General features: G+C 43.3%; 19 protein-coding genes. 13 read left to right on the top strand and 6 right to left on the bottom strand.

Translation table 11 applies throughout. The annotated features are described in order from the left end of the window. Positions 1-8: 8 nt before the first annotated feature. A complete protein-coding gene (gene icd / locus JFC10_RS08845; protein WP_198332535.1) occupies positions 9-1,268 on the top strand; it encodes an NADP-dependent isocitrate dehydrogenase in 1,260 nt (419 codons plus the stop codon). Positions 1,269-1,610: 342 nt separating this feature from the next. Here icd and JFC10_RS08840 read toward each other — a convergent pair whose 3' ends face one another. After that, positions 1,611-3,830 carry an NADP-dependent isocitrate dehydrogenase gene (locus JFC10_RS08840; RefSeq protein WP_198332534.1) on the bottom strand — a complete coding sequence of 740 codons (2,220 nt, stop codon included), beginning with the start codon at positions 3,828-3,830 and terminating at the stop codon, positions 1,611-1,613. Positions 3,831-4,566: 736 nt separating this feature from the next. On the opposite strand from JFC10_RS08840, the gene JFC10_RS08835 reads away from it, so the two are divergent. The 5 genes from JFC10_RS08835 (at position 4,567) to JFC10_RS08815 (ending at position 9,664) form a co-directional block, all read left to right on the top strand. Beyond that, positions 4,567-5,865 (top strand): GNAT family N-acetyltransferase, encoded by a 1,299-nt coding sequence (locus tag JFC10_RS08835; protein ID WP_198332533.1) that lies wholly within the window; start codon positions 4,567-4,569, stop codon positions 5,863-5,865. Positions 5,866-5,928: 63 nt separating this feature from the next. Further along, on the top strand, positions 5,929-6,447 hold the full coding sequence (locus tag JFC10_RS08830) for a chorismate--pyruvate lyase family protein (RefSeq protein WP_198332532.1): 519 nt from the start codon (positions 5,929-5,931) through the stop codon (positions 6,445-6,447). A 430-nt stretch (positions 6,448-6,877) separates the two neighbouring features. Beyond that, on the top strand, positions 6,878-8,134 hold the full coding sequence (glyA, locus tag JFC10_RS08825; RefSeq protein WP_193012461.1) for a serine hydroxymethyltransferase: 1,257 nt from the start codon (positions 6,878-6,880) through the stop codon (positions 8,132-8,134). Positions 8,135-8,224: 90 nt separating this feature from the next. Continuing rightward, the gene (locus tag JFC10_RS08820; RefSeq protein WP_198332531.1) at positions 8,225-8,965 is read left to right on the top strand and encodes a type 1 glutamine amidotransferase; all 741 of its coding nucleotides are present in this window, start codon (positions 8,225-8,227) and stop codon (positions 8,963-8,965) included. A gap of 240 nt (positions 8,966-9,205) precedes the next feature. After that, a complete protein-coding gene (locus JFC10_RS08815; protein WP_198332530.1) occupies positions 9,206-9,664 on the top strand; it encodes a hypothetical protein in 459 nt (152 codons plus the stop codon). Between the two features lie 125 nt (positions 9,665-9,789). Here the strand turns inward: JFC10_RS08815 and JFC10_RS08810 are convergent, their stop codons facing one another. The 5 genes from JFC10_RS08810 to JFC10_RS08790 all read right to left on the bottom strand — a co-directional run bounded on the left by JFC10_RS08810 (position 9,790) and on the right by JFC10_RS08790 (position 14,169). Next, complete coding sequence (locus tag JFC10_RS08810; RefSeq protein WP_198332529.1) at positions 9,790-10,038, bottom strand: DUF2164 domain-containing protein; 249 nt, start codon at positions 10,036-10,038, stop codon at positions 9,790-9,792. Positions 10,039-10,180: 142 nt separating this feature from the next. Continuing rightward, a complete protein-coding gene (gene gltS / locus JFC10_RS08805; protein WP_193012457.1) occupies positions 10,181-11,455 on the bottom strand; it encodes a sodium/glutamate symporter in 1,275 nt (424 codons plus the stop codon). A gap of 89 nt (positions 11,456-11,544) precedes the next feature. Beyond that, on the bottom strand, positions 11,545-11,913 hold the full coding sequence (locus JFC10_RS08800; protein ID WP_193012456.1) for a barstar family protein: 369 nt from the start codon (positions 11,911-11,913) through the stop codon (positions 11,545-11,547). 1 nt (position 11,914) lies between these two features. Beyond that, on the bottom strand, positions 11,915-12,685 hold the full coding sequence (locus JFC10_RS15020) for a ribonuclease domain-containing protein (protein ID WP_198332528.1): 771 nt from the start codon (positions 12,683-12,685) through the stop codon (positions 11,915-11,917). Between the two features lie 182 nt (positions 12,686-12,867). Further along, positions 12,868-14,169: a glutamate-5-semialdehyde dehydrogenase gene (locus tag JFC10_RS08790; protein ID WP_193012454.1), complete on the bottom strand. Its 1,302-nt coding sequence runs from the start codon at positions 14,167-14,169 to the stop codon at positions 12,868-12,870. A 483-nt stretch (positions 14,170-14,652) separates the two neighbouring features. Between JFC10_RS08790 and JFC10_RS08785 the strand changes: the two genes are divergently transcribed. The 7 genes from JFC10_RS08785 (at position 14,653) to JFC10_RS08755 (ending at position 21,232) form a co-directional block, all read left to right on the top strand. After that, on the top strand, positions 14,653-14,976 hold the full coding sequence (locus JFC10_RS08785) for a hypothetical protein (RefSeq protein ID WP_198332527.1): 324 nt from the start codon (positions 14,653-14,655) through the stop codon (positions 14,974-14,976). Between the two features lie 441 nt (positions 14,977-15,417). Next, positions 15,418-16,215 carry an ABC transporter ATP-binding protein gene (locus JFC10_RS08780; RefSeq protein ID WP_198332526.1) on the top strand — a complete coding sequence of 266 codons (798 nt, stop codon included), beginning with the start codon at positions 15,418-15,420 and terminating at the stop codon, positions 16,213-16,215. A 311-nt stretch (positions 16,216-16,526) separates the two neighbouring features. Further along, positions 16,527-17,327, top strand: coding sequence for a transporter substrate-binding domain-containing protein (locus JFC10_RS08775; RefSeq protein ID WP_193012451.1), 801 nt, complete (start codon positions 16,527-16,529; stop codon positions 17,325-17,327). A gap of 32 nt (positions 17,328-17,359) precedes the next feature. Continuing rightward, positions 17,360-18,286, top strand: coding sequence for a transporter substrate-binding domain-containing protein (locus JFC10_RS08770; RefSeq protein WP_198332525.1), 927 nt, complete (start codon positions 17,360-17,362; stop codon positions 18,284-18,286). Positions 18,287-18,389: 103 nt separating this feature from the next. Further along, complete coding sequence (locus JFC10_RS08765; protein WP_198332524.1) at positions 18,390-19,301, top strand: ABC transporter substrate-binding protein; 912 nt, start codon at positions 18,390-18,392, stop codon at positions 19,299-19,301. Between the two features lie 458 nt (positions 19,302-19,759). Beyond that, positions 19,760-20,494 carry an ABC transporter permease gene (locus JFC10_RS08760; RefSeq protein WP_193007751.1) on the top strand — a complete coding sequence of 245 codons (735 nt, stop codon included), beginning with the start codon at positions 19,760-19,762 and terminating at the stop codon, positions 20,492-20,494. Positions 20,495-20,506: 12 nt separating this feature from the next. Beyond that, positions 20,507-21,232, top strand: coding sequence for an ABC transporter permease (locus tag JFC10_RS08755; RefSeq protein WP_193007750.1), 726 nt, complete (start codon positions 20,507-20,509; stop codon positions 21,230-21,232). Positions 21,233-21,290 lie beyond the last annotated feature (58 nt).

Genomic DNA, 21,290 nt, shown 5'->3' with positions numbered 1-21,290 from the left:
TTCTATTCATGTCTTATGAGAAGGTTATCGTCCCAAGAGACGGAGAAAAGGTTACCGTAAACGCTGATCTGTCGCTAAATGTCCCCAATCATCCTATCATTCCGTTTGTTGAAGGTGATGGTATCGGTGTGGATATCACGCCTGTCATGATAAAAGTGGTCAATGCAGCAGTAGACAAAGCTTATCATGGCAAAAAATCTATCATTTGGATGGAGGCTTATCTCGGTGAAAAAGCCGCTAAAATATACGATGGTGACTATCTACCAAGCGAGACGCTAGAGATTTTAAAAGACTATGTCATCAGTATCAAAGGGCCGTTAACCACACCAGTTGGCGGTGGTTTTCGCTCGTTGAATGTGGCGGTACGTCAAGAGCTTGACCTCTATGTCTGTCAGCGCCCAGTTCGCTGGTTTGAAGGTGTGCCAAGTCCTGTTCAACATCCTGAGCTGACAGATATGGTCATTTTCCGTGAAAACTCAGAAGATATTTATGCAGGTATCGAATGGAAAGCGGGCAGTGAGGATGCTAAGAAAATCATTAAGTTCTTAAAAGAAGAGATGGGCGTTACGAAGATCCGCTTCGATGATGATTGTGGTATCGGTATCAAGCCAGTATCCAAAGAAGGCTCGCAACGTCTAGTGCGTAAGGCCATTCAGCATGCTATCGATAATGATTTGCCCAGTGTGACTTTAGTGCATAAAGGCAATATCATGAAGTTCACTGAAGGCGCCTTTAAGGATTGGGGTTATGAGCTGGCTGCAGAACGTTTTGATGCAGAATTATTGGATGGTGGCCCTTGGATGACGATAAAAAATCCAAAAACAGGCAATGATATTATTATCAAAGACGTTATCGCTGATGCCTTTTTACAGCAAATCTTGATGCGTCCTGCGGATTATTCCGTTGTTGCGACACTAAATTTAAATGGGGATTATATCTCTGATGCCCTAGCAGCCGAGGTAGGCGGTATTGGTATTGCACCAGGTGCTAACAAAGGCGGCGCAATTGCGGTTTATGAGGCAACTCATGGCACAGCACCTAAGTATGCGGGTCAGAATAAAGTAAATCCTGGCTCATTGATTCTATCCGCTGAGATGATGTTACGAGACATGGGCTGGATAGAAGCAGCTGATCTCATTATCAATGGTATCCAAGGTGCCATCGCCAATAAAACGGTCACTTATGACTTTGAGCGTCTCATGCCAGATGCTATCTTGCTCAGTACTTCTGAGTTTGGTAAAGCGGTTATCAAGCACATGGATGCCTAAAGTGGATATATAGCTGAATCCGTATTTATCAGCACTTTATAGTATTAATAGAATTATCGATATTAATAAAAGTATCAATGAAAATATCAATGAAAATATCAATGTCAAAAAACCATCTATAGTCATGTAGGTGGTTTTTTATTAGTAGTTTTTTGCTGTTTATAAGTGGCATTTTAAAAGTAATACCTTCTGTTTAAAGTAATACTTTCTGTTTAAGAATAAAAAACACCGCTTAAGTCTGAGACCTAAGCGGTGTTTTTATTTTGCCTAAACTGGATTCAAAAGTCTTTATAGATAAAGAAAATTAAGCCCAGTTATCTGCTACGTCGGCACATTATTCAATTACAATGAGGCTAATGCTTCATTGAACAAGGTGCTTGGACGCATGACTTGCTCTGCCAGTTTTTCATCAGCTAAGTAGTAACCTTTGATATCGACAGACTTGCCTTGAGCTTCATTTAGCTCTTTAACGATAGCGGCTTCATTGCTCTCAAGATTTTGTGCAAGCGGTGTAAATTGTGCTTTTAGATCAGCGTCTTGGTCTTGTGCCGCCAGTTCTTGAGCCCAGTACATCGCCAGATAGAAGTGACTACCGCGGTTATCGATCTCACCAGTTTTACGTGAAGGGCCTTTATCATTTAACAGCAGTTTTTCTGTCGCCGTATCCAGCGTATCTGCCAATATTTGGGCTTTGGCATTGTCATCATGAGTGGCCAGATGCTCTAAAGAGACGGTTAAGGCCAAGAATTCACCCAATGAATCCCAACGTAAATGGTTCTCTTCTAGTAACTGTTGAACGTGCTTAGGTGCAGAACCACCCGCGCCTGTTTCAAACAAACCGCCGCCTTTCATTAATGGTACTACTGACAACATTTTAGCACTTGTGCCAAGCTCTAGGATTGGGAACAAATCCGTTAGGTAATCACGTAAGATATTACCGGTCGCAGAGATGGTATCAAGACCACGGGCAACGCGCTCTAGTGTATAACGCATGGCGCGAACCTGTGACATGATTTCAATGTGCAGGCCTTCGGTATCGTACTCTTTCAGGTAAGTTTCGACCTTCTTGATTAGCTCGTTTTCGTGTGGACGGTAAGGGTCTAGCCAAAAGATAACTGGCGTATCTGATTCACGCGCACGGCGCACGGCGAGTTTCACCCAATCTTGGATAGGTTCATCTTTGACTTGGCACATGCGCCAGATGTCACCTTTTTCAACAAACTGCTCAAGCAACACTTCATCAGTTTCTTCGTCAACAATACGAGCCATACCCGAATCGCTCGCTTCGAACGTTTTGTCATGTGAGCCGTATTCTTCTGCTTTTTGTGCCATCAAACCAACGTTAGGCACGGTACCCATCGTAGTTGGATCAAAATTGCCATGCCATTTACAGAAGTTAATCATTTCTTGATAGATACGGGCAAAAGTAGACTCAGGCATGACTGCTTTACAATCATACATTTTGCCATCAGCCCCCCACATTTTGCCACCTGAACGAATCATCGCAGGCATAGACGCATCAACAATCACGTCACTTGGTGAATGGAAGTTGGTGATACCTTTTGATGAATCAACCATCGCTAGGCGTGGGCGATGCTCTTGACAGGCATGTAAGTCTTGCTCAATTTCTTCACGTTTAGAGGCAGGAAGGGTAGAGATTTTGTCGTATAAATCGGCCATACCGTTATTGACGTTGATGCCTAGCTCGTCAAAGAAAGCGCCATGCTTGTTGAAAGCATCTTTATAATAGGTTTTAACAGCATGCCCGAACACGATAGGATGCGATACTTTCATCATGGTGGCTTTTACATGCAATGAAAACAAGATACCGGCTTCGCGGCAGTCTTCCATTTCGCGCTCATAAAAATCAAGCAATGATTTTTTGCTCATAAACATCAAGTCGATGACTTCTTTATCCAGCAATGAAATGCCTGTTTTGAAGACATTAATAGTGCCATCTTCAGCCACGCGCTCCATACGTACGGTACGCGCTTTATCCAAGGTGATAGATTGCTCACCAGCATAGAAATCACCGCTGTGCATGTGTGATACGTGTGTCTGTGACCATTGCTTCCATTCACCCATAGAGTGTGGATGCTTGCGTGCATAGTTTTTAACCGCTTTTGGCGCGCGGCGGTCTGAGTTGCCTTCACGCAATACTGGGTTAACAGAACTGCCCAAGCTTTTGCCATAACGCTTACGGATCTCTTCTTCTTCTTCTGTCTTAGGATCCTCTGGAAAGTCAGGGATAGCGTAGCCTTTGCTTTGCAACTCTTTGATACAAGCTTTTAGCTGCTGAACAGAAGCACTGATATTAGGCAGTTTAATGATATTGGTGTCTGGATCTTGAGTCAGACGACCCAGCTCAGCTAGATTATCAGGAACACGCTGCTCTTCCGTTAAATAATCTGGGAACTCAGCCAACACACGGGCAGCAACAGAGATATCACTGGTTTCAACTTCGATGCCTGCTGTTTGAGTAAAAGCTTTTACTATCGGCAAAAATGATAAGGTTGCTAGCGCTGGTGCTTCGTCAGTTTTTGTATAAATAATTTTTGACATTTGGTGGACATTCCTTTTGGTTGTAATTAATAATAAGGCTCAAATATAAATTAATAATTCCATGCAGCTCTTACGTAATAATGGACCATGCAATGATACTAAATAGTTTATCGCTAATTTTTTATAGGCAGTCTCTTGGAGACCATCGAGTCTGCTTAGGATTTTTCTGTCGCTAAGCGGGCAGTTTGACTGTCTTGTCTGAACGACCTGCTCATCTGAATGACTTGAAAATAGAGTGCGGACGCTACATTATAGTTAACTGATTATAAATCTGATACGATGTCAATATCGCATAATGAACTATGTGTAGTGTTTTCGGTTGTTTCTAATATGTCTTAATTACATTAAGCTATTAAGAGCCTTATTCTACCAGTCATCTGAAAAAATTTCATCCTTTCTATACAAACACTGCCCGCTAATATTCGTCGTAAAACGATTCCTAATACCGTCATTATTCAAAAAACTGCCAGTCACATCATAGTTATGAGTCATGACTAAGCAATTTTCAATCCTCTTTTAGAAATGAGATGATAAACAAAATCATCTATAAGACTATAGATGACTTTACTGTGATAATAACTATTATCGAGAGCGCATCTTTATCGGTTTTACTCGTCTCATCTGAAAGCTATGAGAGCATAATTGTGACAGAGGATGAGTAGAATTTTGCTAAGCTAGTCGTATACGAAACAAAGTATAAAAAACTACGCCCATAGAAAAATAAATAGTGAGCATTATGAGTTTACAATATGCATTACTCAATGATACCAGCTGGCAGAGTCAAACAGACTGGCAAACGCCCGATACTCCTTTTATGTCATTTGCTTTTTGGCAAGCGCTTGCCGATACGGGCGCGATTGGAGAGCAGGCAGGTTGGCTACCGATATTTATTTTGGTTCATCGTGTCGACGATGACGCTGAGGATACTGCACTACACCCTGTCGCGGTGATGCCAGTATTTATAAAAGGTCATCATCGCGGTGAGTTTGTTTTTGATCATTCATGGGCAGAAGCCTACGCGCGTTATGGTGTGGATTATTATCCAAGGCTGGTCACCAGCGTGCCCTATACACCGATTACGGGTCAGCGGCTATGGTTGGCAAAAGGTGAGACATTAACCACCGATATTATAAAGGCAGCTATCGCGGGCGTCGACGATATTGCTCAGCAAGTGGGTGCCTCAAGCTGGCATGGATTATTCGTCACGCCTGAGCTGGCTACGATTGCGACGGCATCTATGCCTAATGATATTGAGATAGCACATTTGCTAGCAGTTCAGGACAATGGTTTAGAATCACCCGCGCTTGATATGCCCATACTAGAACGACAAGGCTGTCAGTTCTTATGGCAAAATAAAGACTTGCTACAAGACTGCCAACCGTTTGCTGATTTTGAAGCATTCTTAGCGACGCTAAAAGCCAAAAAACGCAAAACTATCCGTGCTGAGCGTCGTAAGGTTGCTGAGCAAGGCATCATATGCCAACGTAAATGCGGTGATGCCATTACCGATGAGGACTGGAAAGCCTTTTATCATTGTTATGTGATGACGTATGCAGTACGTGGACAACAGCCTTATTTAACGATAGATTTTTTTATGATACTGGCAGCGACTATGTCTGAGCACTTAATGCTCGCACAAGCGCTAGATGGCTCTGGAGAAATCATCGCTAGTAGCTTGTTCTTATACGATGATCGCCATAGCGAAAATGCCACTCTTTACGGTCGCTATTGGGGGGCACTGGGTGAGTACGATAGCTTACACTTTGAGCTGTGCTATTATCAAGGTATTGAGTTTGCCATCGAGCAAGGGTTAATATATTTTGATCCAGGTACGCAAGGGGAACATAAGCTGGTTCGTGGCTTTATCCCAACGAAAACGCACTCTATCCACCGTATTTATGACCCACGTTTTGTACCAGCTATCGCCAGTTTTTGCGCCCAAGACCGTGAGCATATGGCGCAGTATCGTCAGCAAGCGTTTGAGGCATTACCCTTTAATGCAGATAATATGCCAGACTTTGATACCAATACTTAGGGGCTGTTTTACACGCCTAACGCTCGTTTTTCTTTTTTATTATTTCACTATTAGCCGTTAACTATGTCCAGCACTCAAGTCTTTTGTCCTACCCATTTATCTCCTCCTAGTGAGCTACTCTCGTGGCTCAATGTCGCAGGCTCTCTCACGGCCGTGTTAGAGGTAAAAGCAGGGCAGCCCTTGCGCGTGGAGCGTAGCTTTGAAGGTTACCGGTTACTGTCATTGGCACAAAAAAAACAGTTGAATATCACAGGTGCCATGCTGAATCGTCCCATGCTAGCATGGGTGCGTGAAGCGCAGCTATATGGCAATGACGCACGCCCGTGGGTGGCCGCGCAAAGTATCTTTCCGTTACCCAGTCTCAAAGGTCACGCCCGCCGTCTACCGCAGCTCAAAGCCACACCCATCGGTTATGTATTGTTTAAACGCAGTCGCACCTTGCCACATCAGCGCTTTATCCAGCGGACAAGTGAGGGCTGGCAACGGCAAACACGTTATGATTGGTATGGTCGCCAGCTGCTGATCAGCGAAACTTTCTTGCCGGCATTTGTCACTACTGACAGTCAAATGCCCGTTAAGTAGGCAGTCAATAGATAGATATCACTAATAATTTACTGACCAAAAACATGCTAGGCGAAGTCTGGTATCGGTAAACCGTTTATTTTATTGGCTATTTATCTGCGTTATATCGCCATTTAATTTACTCAGCTTTCAGTGAGGTTTTTTTGCGCTCACCGCACAAATTTTCATGTTACACTTAATGTTTAGCGATGATTTTGATGCCAACGCGTATCGAGTTTATTGCCGAATTGGACAAGTTAATAACAGGCCAATTGCCTCTGCTTACTCCTACTTATCTTTGCTAATAGACTCAATTCACAATAATGGTCATACCATAAAACTGAGCGTAGAAGTACCGACGGTACTTTGAGCGACGTTGACACAGTAATCGTTTTATTGTGGGCAGCCTATAAGCTTCTTTTCAATGACAGTCACTACCTAGGACATCACTATGTTTAAAGATATTTCTATCAAAGATTTTGATCCAGTACTTGCTGAAGCGATGGCTGCAGAAAGCGTTCGTCAAGAAAACCATATTGAATTGATTGCGTCTGAAAACTACTGCTCGCAAGCAGTGATGGAAGCGCAAGGCACAGATCTAACCAACAAATATGCTGAAGGCTATCCTGGTAAGCGTTACTATGGTGGTTGTGAGCATGTTGATGTTGTTGAGCAATTGGCCATTGATCGTGCAAAAGAGTTGTTTGGTGCTGAGTACGTCAACGTCCAGCCACACTCAGGTAGTCAAGCAAACTCTGCCGTATTTTTAGCTTTACTTGAAGCAAATGACACCGTACTAGGCATGAGCTTAGACGCTGGTGGTCACTTGACTCATGGCGCACACATTAACTTCTCAGGTCTGAACTACAATGCTGTACAGTACGGATTGGTAGATGGTACTGGTCTTATCGATTATGACCAAGTAGACAGCTTGGCGCGTGAGCACAAGCCAAAAATGATCATTGCTGGTTTTTCAGCGTATTCACAAGTGGTGGATTGGCAGCGTTTCCGTGACATCGCGGATGAAGTCGGCGCGTATTTATTGGTCGATATGGCACACGTAGCTGGTCTGGTCGCTGGTGGTGTTTACCCAAGCCCAGTACCTTTCGCTGATGTGGTCACAACTACCACGCATAAAACCCTACGTGGCCCACGTTCAGGTATGATTTTGGCGCGTGATGAAGTACTTGCCAAAAAACTAAACTCTGCCGTATTCCCAGGCAACCAAGGTGGCCCGTTGATGCATGTCATCGCGGCAAAAGCAGTTTGCTTTAAAGAAGCGTTAGAAGACAACTTCAAAACTTATCAGCAGCAAGTCGTGAAAAACGCACAAGCAATGGCAAAAGTCATCCAAGAGCGTGGCTATGAAATCATCTCTGGTGGTACTGAAAACCATCTCATGCTGATCAGCCTAGTGAAGCAAGAAATGACTGGTAAAGAAGCGGACAAATGGCTTGGTGACGCACACATCACTGTGAACAAAAACGCCGTACCGAATGATCCAAAATCGCCGTTCGTAACATCTGGTATTCGTATCGGTACGCCAGCCATTACTACTCGCGGCTTCAACGAAGCGCAAGCGGCCGATTTGGCAGGTTGGATCTGTGACGTGTTAGACAGCCGCGGTGACGAAGCCGTAGCAACTGAAGTACGCGGTAAAGTAGAAGCAATCTGCAAAGAGTTACCAGTTTACGAAAAAAACCAGTAAGTATTAACTGACTCTTTTTGAGAGCTGTATAACAAAAACCGCTTAGCTTTTGCTAGGCGGTTTTTATTTTTTTAATAAAAGGATAATTTGATGGTGCTACGAATTCATGCTCTTTACCATGTTGATTTTGAAGAGCTCAGCCATATCAAGCAGTGGGCAGATAATCGAGGCCATAGTATTACGGTCACACGTTTTTATAAAAATGAGCCATTACCCGCGCAAGACAGTTTTGATTGGTTAGTCGTTATGGGTGGACCAATGAGCATTCATGATGAAAGTGACTTTCAGTGGCTAGCTGATGAAAAAGCCTTCATTCAGCAAAGTATTAATGACGGAAAAACCGTGATTGGTGTTTGCTTGGGTGCACAACTGATTGCAGATAGTTTGGGGGCGAAAGTTGCGCCATCAGGCATAAAAGAGGTTGGCTGGCTGCCCATTCAATTGACCGAACAGGGGCTTGCGCATCCGCTGCTAGCAGATTTGCCAAAGAATGAATTCACTGTATTTCATTGGCATGGCGATGGTTTTGAATGTCCCAAAGGCGCGACGCCAATTGCAACGTCACATACTTGGGCCAATCAAGGTTTTATTTATCAAACGCCAAAGCATAAAGAATTAGGTACGTGGGTACTGGGCTGGCAATGTCATTTTGAAGTGACTAACAAGAGTATGGTAGATATGGTGTCGTATGGACAGACGTATATACAAGAAGCGATGATTGATCATCCTGAGTCTGTGCAAGCGGCTGATGAGATCCTAGCGCTAGGGGACACGTATATTGTAGATAACAATGTATGGCTATCTACAATGCTAGATAAACTGGCCAAATAATTCAGTGAAACGCGATTAATAATCTGTAGCAGGTGAAAATCCAGTATAAAGAAAAGCGCTAAAATGACAGATGAGCAAACCAGTCAAGATTGTGAGTTTTACTTATCTTACTTACATAATACTCGCTATTGATTACTTAACCTGCGGCCTATCTTTTATACAATCTCATTGAACTGAAGAAAGAACCATTTAGCTTCTGCTAGGTGGTTTTTATTTTTAATAACAGATAAGGAGAATACGATGTCTATTTCTACATCTATGTCATTTTGTTTTTGTAGTGTTCGTGAGGAAAATTTAGCAAGTATGCTCGATGGTGGTATTACGCTGGATGAGCTAAGAGAAAATTGCGACAATCAATACTTGGATGTGAAACAAGCATCTTTTGAACATTATACGGAAGAGTTGATAGAGCTGTTGGGAGAGGGGCATTACGCCTTGTGCGATCTGTTATTTTTGGCAGACAACAGCACGCCTCTGCATGAGCAGCATGACGGACTATTATATGATGTGGCAGTCGTACCTAAGATTGTCAAAGCGTTTGCAGCGACAGACTTAAAAAAATTGGTACATGATATCGGTTACCACGAAGCAGATAGCCAAGAAGGTTTGAATGCGTTTCTTGAGAATTTAAATCATGTTCATGAGTTATTTGAGTTTGCAGAAGAGAACAAGCTCAATGTGATTGGGTTTACGCTTTAGTATATAAAAATTTGCTTTAAGTATTTGTTACTTGAAGTATTTTAAAACTTGAGCGTCTTAGTTTGATGTGAAAAACCGCTTAGCATTTTCTAGGCGGTTTTTTTGTGCGTCGCTTAAGATGATTACTAATCTTTCTTCAACGCATGACTGTCTTCTAATATACCCATAAACCTATCATATAACCAAGGTTCAGCATCATCGATGGCTTGGTTATATATTTTAGAGCCGATCAAGTCCACCATAAAATCGAATAAGAACTTGGCAGGCAAATTACCGATATCCAAATCAAACTCTTCGCTCATATAATCTCTTAAGCTATCTAACAGCGCTTCTTCCTCTTCCTTCGATAACTTGATAAGTTTGTCTTTACTCATATCACTCTCTCAATACTAGGTAATGATCTAGGTTAGTTCAATCACATCTTTATAGGAAGGTTGAATAACCAATAAAAAAGGCTGGGTTACGATAGCGTAGCCCAGCCTTATTCAGGTTAATTCGACTTTATTGCTTATCAAATCACATAAACGGCAGTTTAGTAAATATCTGCAAGATCGTCGCGTTGACGATATCGACAAAGAAAGCACCAACCATTGGCACAATCAAAAACGCCTTAGGTGAAGGCAGATAGCGATCTGTGACCGCCTGCATATTGGCAATCGCCGTTGGCGTTGCACCCATACCGAAACCACAATGTCCGGCTGACAAGACCGCTGCATCGTAGTCTTTACCCATCACTTTAAAGGTTATGAAATAGACATAAACAATCATGATGACCGTCTGTACCAGCAAGATAACCAATACAGGGCCTGCTAGATCAGTCAACTGCCATAGCTTTAAGGATAGAAGCGCCATGGCTAAGAATAGACTCAAAGAAGCGTTACCGAATACATCGATAGAGCGATCAAACATATCAAAGTTAAAGATAGTGGTTAAGACATTACGAATAATCACACCACCTGCCAACGCCCAAACGAAAGTAGGTAGCTCAAACCATGTGCCTTGGGCAACAAGCGTCATGACATCAGCGAAGGCCAACGCTGCTGCGAATAATGCCAAGGTTTCGATAGTAGATGAGGCGGTGATAAAGCGCATGCTATCAGGTCTTTCGAAAATTTCTTTATTGCTACTCGCTGAATCTTCATCATGTTTGGTACTATACAACGACTGCGCACCAGCGACTTTTTCGATATCACTAGGATTGGGATTGGCGGGCGTTGGTTTTAATCCCAACTTTTGAATCAGGCGACGGGCCACAGGACCGCCAATGATACCACCAGCGACTAAGCCATAGGTGGCAACGGCGATACCAAGCGTCGTTGCACCGACCACACCGTAATCCTGCTCCAAGGTGATACCCCAAGCGCCTGCCGTACCGTGACCACCAGTCAGGGCGATAGAACCTGTTACTAACCCAAGCAGTGGATCAAGTCCCAACGCGCTTGCCATGGCCACACCGACGACATCTTGCAAGACGATGAAGACTGATACAACGATGGTAAAAATCAACAATGGCGTACCACCAGCTTTGAGTCTGCTAAAATCAGCACTCAAGCCAATAGAGGCAAAAAACATCAGCATGGTAGCCGTTTGTAATCCTTGATGAAAGTTAAAACTATATCCCCAAATGATATTTAGAACATAGACAACTATTGCCGCGACCAAACCACCAGCAACAGGCTCTGGAATGTTAAAATCTTCTAAGAATTTAATTCTCTTGACCAAAAAGCGCCCAAGCAGTAGCACTAGAGTGGCTAATATCAGCGTGTAATAGCCGTTTAGGGTAATTTCCATATATTAATCCTTTCTATAAAAATAAATTAACCTGAATGCGAGATAAATATGGTTTTATCTCGCATTCAGGTTTGTGTGATGATTGGCGACTAGGCATCATCCACGGACGGCATAATAACCCATAATTGTGGCTTACCAAAATCTCTGTAGGCATCTTCAATGATGCTTTTAAAGACATTAAAATCTTCGGTGTTTATTTTTTTCACCGCTGTTAGATCCAGCATTAGATGAGTCACTTCGCTATCCGTTAAGCAGTCCCATGCACTATCCCAGTTATGTGAAAAATAGCTGGGAAAATCACAGGCATTGGCTAAGTTTGTTAATAATGTGGTTTTATTAAGTATGTCGTTTATAGGTATGTTAACAGCCTGAGCGGGCATGCTAGCATTTAGTGCTGTAGCGTTTTGGTTAATGTTTTGGTCAACACTCAGGTTCATATAGTGGATGGCTTTACTCATATTATTTTACGTCCAGTCTGCGAAAGCTATCATAGTGATCAACGGTTAAGTAATACACGGTCGGTGGATGGCCACCTGTGACGATACGCCGTGCGCCGCGATGAGATACGCCAGGGGTAGGCACAGTATATTCGCGGTAGTAGCCTTGCGACTGCGTGGGTAATCTGCCCTCACGATTATAAAATGTTGTACCATCCTTATGCGGATAAGGAAAAGGACCGCCTCGTTGAATAAGAGCAATGGTATTGTCTATCTGAGCATCGCCCGTGACGCCGCCTGTATTTTCTGGCTGCATCTCGGATGAGGTTTGTGATGTCGTTGTTAAACCAGCACTATCGGTCAAAAACCCAGATGATAAATCCCCAAAGAAATAAACAGCGACAGCAATAAGGGCAATCAAACTAAATAGGGTAGAGCCTAAGCTTCTCTTGTTTTGATTGCCGCGCTGATGATGGCGATTGTCGCGGGTAGTGTGTCGCGAGTTTTTTTTATTATCAGTAGAGTGGTTTCGGCTATCAGTATTTGAACGGTGATGCGTTATATTTGAGTCTGGAGTGGCTAAAATACTCAATTCATTGGAAGTGACTTCAGTGGCCCGTAGTTGGTTTTTATCATTACGCTTACTATTAAAGTAGACGCTTTGACCGACGGTTATTGGCTGTGATAATCGCACTTTACTCACATGAAAAAACACATCTTCACTTTGATTGTCCACATCGATAAAGCCATAGCCTTTATCTGAATTCCAGTGCTTGATTTTACCACTCTGCATAAGCCCACATTCCTATAGCGTGTTTTTGTTATCTTGCCGCATGACTTCTACAATACGCCATGGTTTTGATGCCGCATATATAACATATTTGACACTACTAAAAAACGCCAGCAATTGAGCTGGCGTTTTTTGTGGATTATACGTTAAATTAGAGAATGAATGATAGGCTAAGCAGTAAGACGTTAAGCGCGAGTCTCACCATGACCATACACGATCCATTTTTGTGAGGTCAGGCCTTCTAGTCCTACGGGGCCACGAGCGTGGATTTTATCGGTCGAGATGCCAATCTCAGCACCCAATCCATACTCAAAGCCATCGGCAAAACGGCTAGAGGCGTTAATCATAACGCTCGCCGAGTCGACTTCACGGATGAAACGTTGCGACTTGGTATAGTTGTCGGTAATGATAACGTCAGTATGATGGCTGCCATGAGTATTGATATGTTCAATGGCTTCGTCAATACCTGACAAGACTTTTACCGCTAAGATAGGCGCTAAATATTCGGTATCCCAATCCTCAGCAGTGGCTGCAGACAAATGACCAGCAAGCTTAGCATTATCATTTAAGATAGCTTGCGACTTGTCATCAAGGCGCAACTGCATCGCATCATCAGCGGCGATGATGGCTTCAGCAATCTTTGGTAAGAGCTCATTGGCGACTGATTCATCGACCAATAGCGTCTCCATGGTATTACACGTACCGTAGCGATGGGTTTTTGCATTGACGCTGACTTTGATGGCGATTTCGGCATCCGCATCACTATCGATAAAGGTATGGCAGTTACCATCTAAATGCTTGATGACAGGAACGCGAGCATCGCGGCTGATACGCTCAATCAATCCTTTGCCACCGCGTGGGACAATGACATCGACATAATCTGTCATGGTGATAAGCTCACCGACAGCAGCACGATCCGTCGTTTGTAATACTTGTACACTGTGCTCAGATAGTCCGACTTTTTGTAGACCTTCCAAGATACACTTGGCAATCGCTTGGTTGGATTCAAACGCTTCAGAGCCGCCGCGCAAGATAATAGCGTTGCCTGATTTTAGCGCCAATGAAGCCGCTTCTAAAGTCACGTTAGGGCGCGACTCATAAATCATGCCAACCACGCCGAGTGGCACCCGCATTTTCCCCAAATGAATCCCTGATGGCTGATAGGTCATGTCAGTGACTTCGCCGATAGGATCTGGTAATGAGGCGACGTCTTTTAACCCTTGCAGCATGCCGTCAAAGCGGGCATCATTTAGCTCTAGGCGATCCAGTAAGGCTGCTTCTAAATCGTTGCTTTGTCCATTATCCATATCGATTTTATTGGCCGCTAAAATATCTGATTTGGCATCTTTTAACACATCATGAATTGCCATTAATGCTGAGTTTTTGTCACCAGTGTTTGCTGCAGCCAGCACACGCGAAGCTGCTCGTGCTTGTTTGCCGACAGATTGCATATAGGCAGTAACGTCTGTGGTATTCGATTGACTCATAAATTATTTTCCTTATGGTTATAAATGTTTTAAACAAATGAAAGCGCCCAAAAAGGCGAAAGTGTGGCAAAAAGATGATTTAGATACCTGTGAGGTATTATGCTATTTAACATAGAGGAGATTGAGGCGATAGTAAAGATGATTTTGTGAACAGCGCCTGCTTTACATAGCGTTTATGAGCATTATCGTCTCCTCATTTTACTGATTTTACTGATTTTACTGATTTTACTGATTTTACCTTTACTTAGTCCTTGCCACTTCATGATACAGGTATCGTTTTAGATAAAGGGAAAACACATTTTTGCGGTTACGTGCCTTTAACAGAACTGCGCTGTAACTACTAAGGTAGCGATAATTAATCATACGTATAGTAGGGCTTAATTACTGTAAGAGAAAGCAGTTAAAATACAGACATTAATGTATGAATGGCTGCTGATAAAGCAAATATCAATTCAATAAATTAAATAACAATGGAGAATAAAAATGGCCATTAGCAATGACAATGCCGAAAACACCATGCGTAAGAACTGGTTGACAGTTGGTTTGGTCGCCGCCGCATTGACATTGGGTGCTTGCGGTAAAAAAGATGAAGCCCCTATGGAAACTGCCCCAGCCGTTGATGCACAAACAGCAGTAGAGGAAGAGGCTACTGGCGTTGCGACAGCAGGCGCTGGCGATGATATTGCAGTTGCTAGCGCCGATGATGGCATGGCAGTGGGTAATAATGACGATGTAGCGGTGGCAACAGCAGATGACGCAGAAGTGCTGGATGGCACTGAGAGCGAAGAACATGTCTCGACGTATTAAGTCGCTACTGGGAATAATCCTTAATAGTATTTTTGATTAACTTGCTATGCATATTGGGACTGCTGGCGTGATTAAACGGTTGTCACAAATGGATGATATGAGACGATAAAATTAGATAATCAGATAAAACAACGCCCAGTACACGAAAGTGATAAAATAAGGCTCAGTGCTGTAAATACAGTCTGGGCTTTTTTATGTTAGCTATTTAATGGTGTATTTGTATTTATTTACCACTTATTAAGCATTGATTGATGGGCTGGTTCAATACAGGATTTGCCTTTTTGTTGTGTAATAAGAGACAATGTGTCATTTTTTCTCTTTATGTCACGAATCATCGCCTTATCACGATAATGCTATGATCAATGCTGATATTATCTATGCCGCTATTTTTTTTATTTTTATTCTTGTTTTCACTCATATTTATTGGAAGTCTGCTAAACCATGCTTGATATTGCAAAAGATCCGACTCGGCCTATCGCCCTAGACCTACAAGACATCCATAAAAGCTACGGCTCATTAGCAGTGCTAAAAGGGGTGTCCCTTACCGCATACGACGGTGATGTTATCTCTATTTTGGGCTCATCAGGCTCAGGTAAATCTACCTTGTTGCGCTGCATTAATTTGCTCGAAAAGCCCAATCAAGGTCGTATTATTATCGGTAATGATGAGCTGATGCTCAAGCCTGCCAAGTCAGGTGAGCTGCAAGCGGTCGATATCAAGCAATTAGAAAGCTTGCGCGCGCGCGTGGGTTTTGTTTTCCAAAACTTTAACTTGTGGCCGCATAAAACGATCTTGCAAAACATCATCGAAGGGCCGACGCAGGTTTTAAAGATTAAAAAAGATCAAGCGATCAGTGATGCTGAAAAACTGCTCGATAAAGTTGGTCTGCTTGATAAGAAAGACGCGTATCCAGCGAATTTGTCTGGCGGACAGCGTCAGCGTGTGGCGATTGCCCGTGCGCTTGCCATGCAGCCACAAGTGCTGCTGTTCGATGAGCCCACCTCAGCCTTAGATCCTGAGCTGGTCAATGAAGTGCTCGCCGTCATGCGTGAGTTGGCAGAAGAAGGGCGCACTATGCTTATTGTCACCCATGAGATGCGTTTTGCGAGAGAAGTATCAAGCAAAGTGGTGTTCTTGCATCAAGGCGTGATTGAAGAGATTGGCACGCCCGAGCAAGTTTTTGATAATCCTACCTCTGAGCGTGTCAAAGACTTTATGGCATCGCATCGTCAGAACTAGCCTTGTATTCAGCGTCATTTATATATTCAAAAATGGGGTGGTAATATTCTTACCATCCTATCGTCGTTTTATTTTAAGCATAAAATTACTGCTTAGTAAGCAGCGTTGACCGTTTATTACGCGTTAATAACAGTCGGTATGTAAAACGTTTGTTTTTGATATTTTACTCAGGTATTATCAGAAGGTTTACAGGTGGTCAGTAATGACGGCTGCTTGTGTATTCTGCTATCTATATTGCTTGTCTGGCAGGGACGTCAGAGAACAAAATATCAGAACCCTACATTAAAAACTCATCAGAATTTAAGGAATGTATGATGTCGAATTCTCGCCTATTGTGGTCATCGATGACCGTTACCGCCGCATTGATGCTGAGCGCCTGTAGTCAACCGGCTAATGAAACCACTGATAGCAACACTGACGCCACTGCAGCAGAAACGGCTGGCAAGACCATTCGTATCGCGACCGAAGGTGCTTACCCTCCTTTTAACTACACCAATGCTGATGGCAGCTTGGCAGGCTACGATATTGACGTTGCCAATGCTTTATGTAAACAGATGCAAGCCAAATGTGAAATCGTCGCTCAAGATTGGGATGGCATTATTCCAGGTCTCTTGGCACAAAAATATGATGCAGTGATTGCCGGTATGTCTATTACGCCTGAGCGTCAAGAAAAAGTCGACTTTACCGAGCCTTACTTTGCCAATACGATGGTTTGGCTGACCGACACAAAAGGTGGCTTTGATCCTATGGCGATCAAAGATTTGACACTTGGTGGTCAACGTTCAACCACGCCTGGCGCTTATTTACAAGATAACTATGAAGGCAAAGACGGCAATACCGTGCAGTTGTATGACAATTATGACAATGCTTATCTGGATCTAAAGTCTGGTCGTAGCGATGCGGTATTGGCAGAAAAAGTCTCTGCCAAATCATGGTTAGCAGACAACCCTGAAGGCTTTGGTATCGTTGGTGACGAAATCGACAATGACGATAATATTGCCATTGCTGTTCGTAAAGGTGACCCACTCAGAGACGACTTTAATAAAGCACTCAGCGAAATCCGTAGTAACGGTGAGCTGGCACGTCTTGAGCAAGCGAACTTTGGTCAATAATCTTCTGATTGAAAAATGAAGGAATAGCAAACATGACAATATCAATGACATCATCATTAAAAACCAAGGCGCTTTGGCTTGCGCCATTAAGTGCCGCGATGCTTATGCTGGCCGGTTGTAATAATAGCGCAACGCCTGAAGATGGGGCGGCAGCTGACAGCACAGCGGATGCACCTATGAACATAAAAATTGCCACCGAATCAAGCTATAAGCCATTCAGTTATACCGATGCTGATGGCAAATTAATTGGTTATGAGATTGAGCTGGTCGATGCTCTGTGTGCACAAATGAAAGCAAAATGTGAAGTCATCTCACAAGATTGGGACGGTCTGATTCCTGGTCTAAATGCCCAAAAATTCGATGCAATTATCGCGGGTATGTCAATCACGCCTGAGCGTAAAGAAGTGGTTGAATTTACTGACCCGTACTTTCACACTGGCATTATCTTAATTGGTAAAAAAGGTGATGACATTAGCATAGATGCATTAAAAGGTCAGCCAATTGCCTCACAGCGCTCAACCGTTGCTTCACAGTACTTGCAGGATGAACATGCAGATGCTGATATCAAGCTCTATGACACCCAAGATAATGCATATCTGGATCTGACTTCAGGTCGCGTGCGGGCGATGATGTCCGATAAAGTTACTGGCCTTGATTGGCTAAAAACTGATGCTGGTAAAGACTATGAAGTAAAAGGACAAGAAATTAGCACTGATGAAGATGCCATGGGTATCGCACTTCGTAAAGGCGATCCATTGGTCGCTAAGTTCAATAAAGCATTGGCTGAGTTAAAAGAAAACGGTACTTATGACCAAATCACAGGCAGCTATTTCGGCACCAGCACCACCGCTGCCGCGCAAAAAGCAGTGGCAACCACCGACGCAAAAGAAGTGATGGTGGTTGAGGGCGATGATGCTGTTGAAGTGAAAGAAGAACCAGCTGAAGCGGCGACTAACTAATATCATAGTTCATCTCTGTGCTCGGCTGATATGGCTGTCACGTATGGCGATATTCACTCATAGAGATGAGTGTTATTTTTATTCACAAACCCCAAGGATGATCATGAACAACCATTTTGACCAACACTGTGCAATCGCGAACGCATCTGTCATCAATGGCATCAAGGCGCGACGTTTTTCACCGCCTTTGGTTACGCTGGCGGCGCTTTTAACCTTAGCAGGGTGTAGCAATGGTCAAAATGATGCAAATGATAATAACAGCCCAGACGCAGCTGAGACAGCAGCGACGGGTGAGGTGTTACGCATTGGTACCGAGGGCGCTTACGCCCCCTTTAACTATACCAATGCGGATGGCACACTTGGCGGTTTCGATGTTGATATTGCCAACGCTATCTGTGCCGATATGCAGGTGACGTGTGAAATTACAGCGCAAGATTGGGACGGTATTATCCCCGGTCTTAAAGCGGGTAAGTATGATGCGATTGTGGCCGCTATGTCGGTGACTCCTGAGCGTGAGCAACAAGTCAGTTTTACAGAGCCGTATTTTAGTAATACCTTGGTGTTTTTGGCCAAAAAAGACAGTAGCTTCGATCCTAGCAATAGCGATGATATCAATGCGCATTCCATTGCCGCTCAGCGCTCGACCATTTCTTCGCAGTGGTTAGAAAACGCTTATCCAAATGCTGATATGAAGCTTTATGATACGCTAAGTAATGCGTTTTTGGATTTGGGCTCAAATCGGGTCGATGCGATGGTGTCTGATAAGCTGCCAGCGCTAGAGTGGCTTGGCTCCACCTCAGGCAGTCAGTATGCGCTTAAAGGTCAAGAGATTGACATCAATGATAATTTTGCCATCGCGGTGCGTCCGGGCGATGCATTACAAGCAAAAATTAATAAGTCATTGGTCAATATTAAAGCGGATGGCACTTACGATAAAATCAATCAAAAATATTTTGCGATTCCAGCGTCAAGCTCAACGGCCATGACTGATTCGACAGAAAAACCTGCTGAATAAGCCTTAGGGCGTGTTCAGAATGCTTGCATCGTAACCGTTAGAATGATGATGTCTAGTAGGTTAAGTTGGATTCCACTTTATAGAAAGGGTATTGCTTTAATAGCGGTATCCTTTTTTTATTTTTTATAAAAAATAGTTTGGTCTTATAATATTGAGCGTTCGGTTTGTAAAAATATGACTGATTTAATGCATTTTTAAGAAGATAAGGGGCTATTTAAGCACTGCTTTTACGTGTGAGTATTAACATAGCTGGCAGCGAATATGATAAAATCAGCGCTCATTTCTACTGTGTCAATTTCCGCTGCAATAACCGTATTGATTTGACGTCCATCTATGACGCAAAATACCAAGGTCTATTTGGTATAAAATACGTTTATTAGCAGCGCTCAGCTATTGATGCTGATTCTTTTAACTCATATTTTGCAAATTGCTAATATAAAGAGACTGAGTGGATAATTGTGTTTGATTTACAAGGATTTGGCGCGCTACTACTGAGCGGCGCTACCGTCACCATCAAGCTTGCCATGACCAGTTTAGTCATCGGCATGGCTTTAGGGCTGCTCGGTGCCACAGCTAAGCTGTCCAACGTCTGGCTGCTGCGTAAAATTGCGACTGTGTATACGGCGACAATGCGCGGTATTCCAGAGTTGCTATTGGTACTGTTCATCTATTACGGTGGCTCTATGCTGCTGATGACGATTCTCAAAAAATTCGGCTATAACGAATATGTTGAGATCAGTGCCTTTTGGGGTGGCGTGATGGCGTTATCTATCGCGTTTGGCGCTTATGCGACTGAAATTTTTCGCATGTCAATTCAAGAGATTCCGATAGGGCAGAGAGAAGCGGCGCAAGCGATTGGTATGCGCCCTTTTCAGACGTTTTATCGCATTACCTTGCCGCAAGTTTGGCAGATTGCGTTGCCAGGATTGGGTAATTTGTTTTTGGTGTTGCTCAAAGATACTGCATTGGTATCGGTCGTGGGTCTCAAAGACATCATGTATCAGGCATCACGTGCCGCCCAATCAACGCAGCAGCCATTCACCTTTTATATGGCAGCAGCGATTATTTATCTGGGTTTAACCATGTTGATTACTGGTTTTATGATGTGGCTCGAATGGCGCGCCAATCCAGCGGCGCGCTATGCTAAAAAGCTGAGCCGTCAGTCAACCCACCGTCAATCGACCATAGGGTAGAGGAGAGATACTATGGATTGGAATTGGCAGGTTATTTTTGACAATATCCCTGAATTACTTAACGGGGCAGTATTGACCGTGCAGCTGGTTGTTGTCTCGGGTATTATCGGTTTGTTTTTTGGTTTGGTTTTAGCGCAGTTGCGCTTGTCAAAGAACTGGCTGGTACAGATATTACCATTTGCTTATATCTTTTTCTTCCGTGGCACGCCGCTACTGGTACAGATATTTTTGATTTATTATGGTCTAGGACAGTTTGAAGCTGTCCGCAATTCGTTCTTATGGGAACCTGTACTCAGTCAGGCATATTGGTGTGCCATCATTGCCTTTACCATGAATACCAGTGCTTATTTGGCAGAAATCATTCGCGGTGCCATTCAGACCATTCCTGTTGGTGAGCTTGAAGCAGCTGATGCCATCGGTATGTCCAAATGGCAGAAACTCACGCGTATTACCTTACCTCGTGCTTTTGGTATTGTCATTCCAGCCTACAGCAATGAAGTGATCTTTATGCTAAAAGGCAGTGCGCTAGCGTCAACCATCGCTTTGATGGATATCACGGGTGTTGCCCGTACGATTAGTGCGCGCACTTATACCTTGATGGAGCTGTTTTTTGCTGCTGGTATTATTTATCTCTTATTGTCATGGGTGATTTTATTTAGCTTTAGATTGTTTGAAAAAAGAATGAATCGTCATGCAAGCTATGTACCGCCTGATGTAATGACCAACACCATACCTTAATGGTTTGGCTCAAAATAAGGCTAAAAAAATCAATGAAATAGCGGGTTAATATCTTAAT

This window comes from Psychrobacter aquimaris, from assembly GCF_016107525.1.
Lineage (GTDB): Bacteria > Pseudomonadota > Gammaproteobacteria > Pseudomonadales > Moraxellaceae > Psychrobacter > Psychrobacter aquimaris.
The sequence above is the reverse complement of the archived record's forward strand: the minus strand, read 5'-3'. Positions and strand labels throughout refer to the sequence as shown.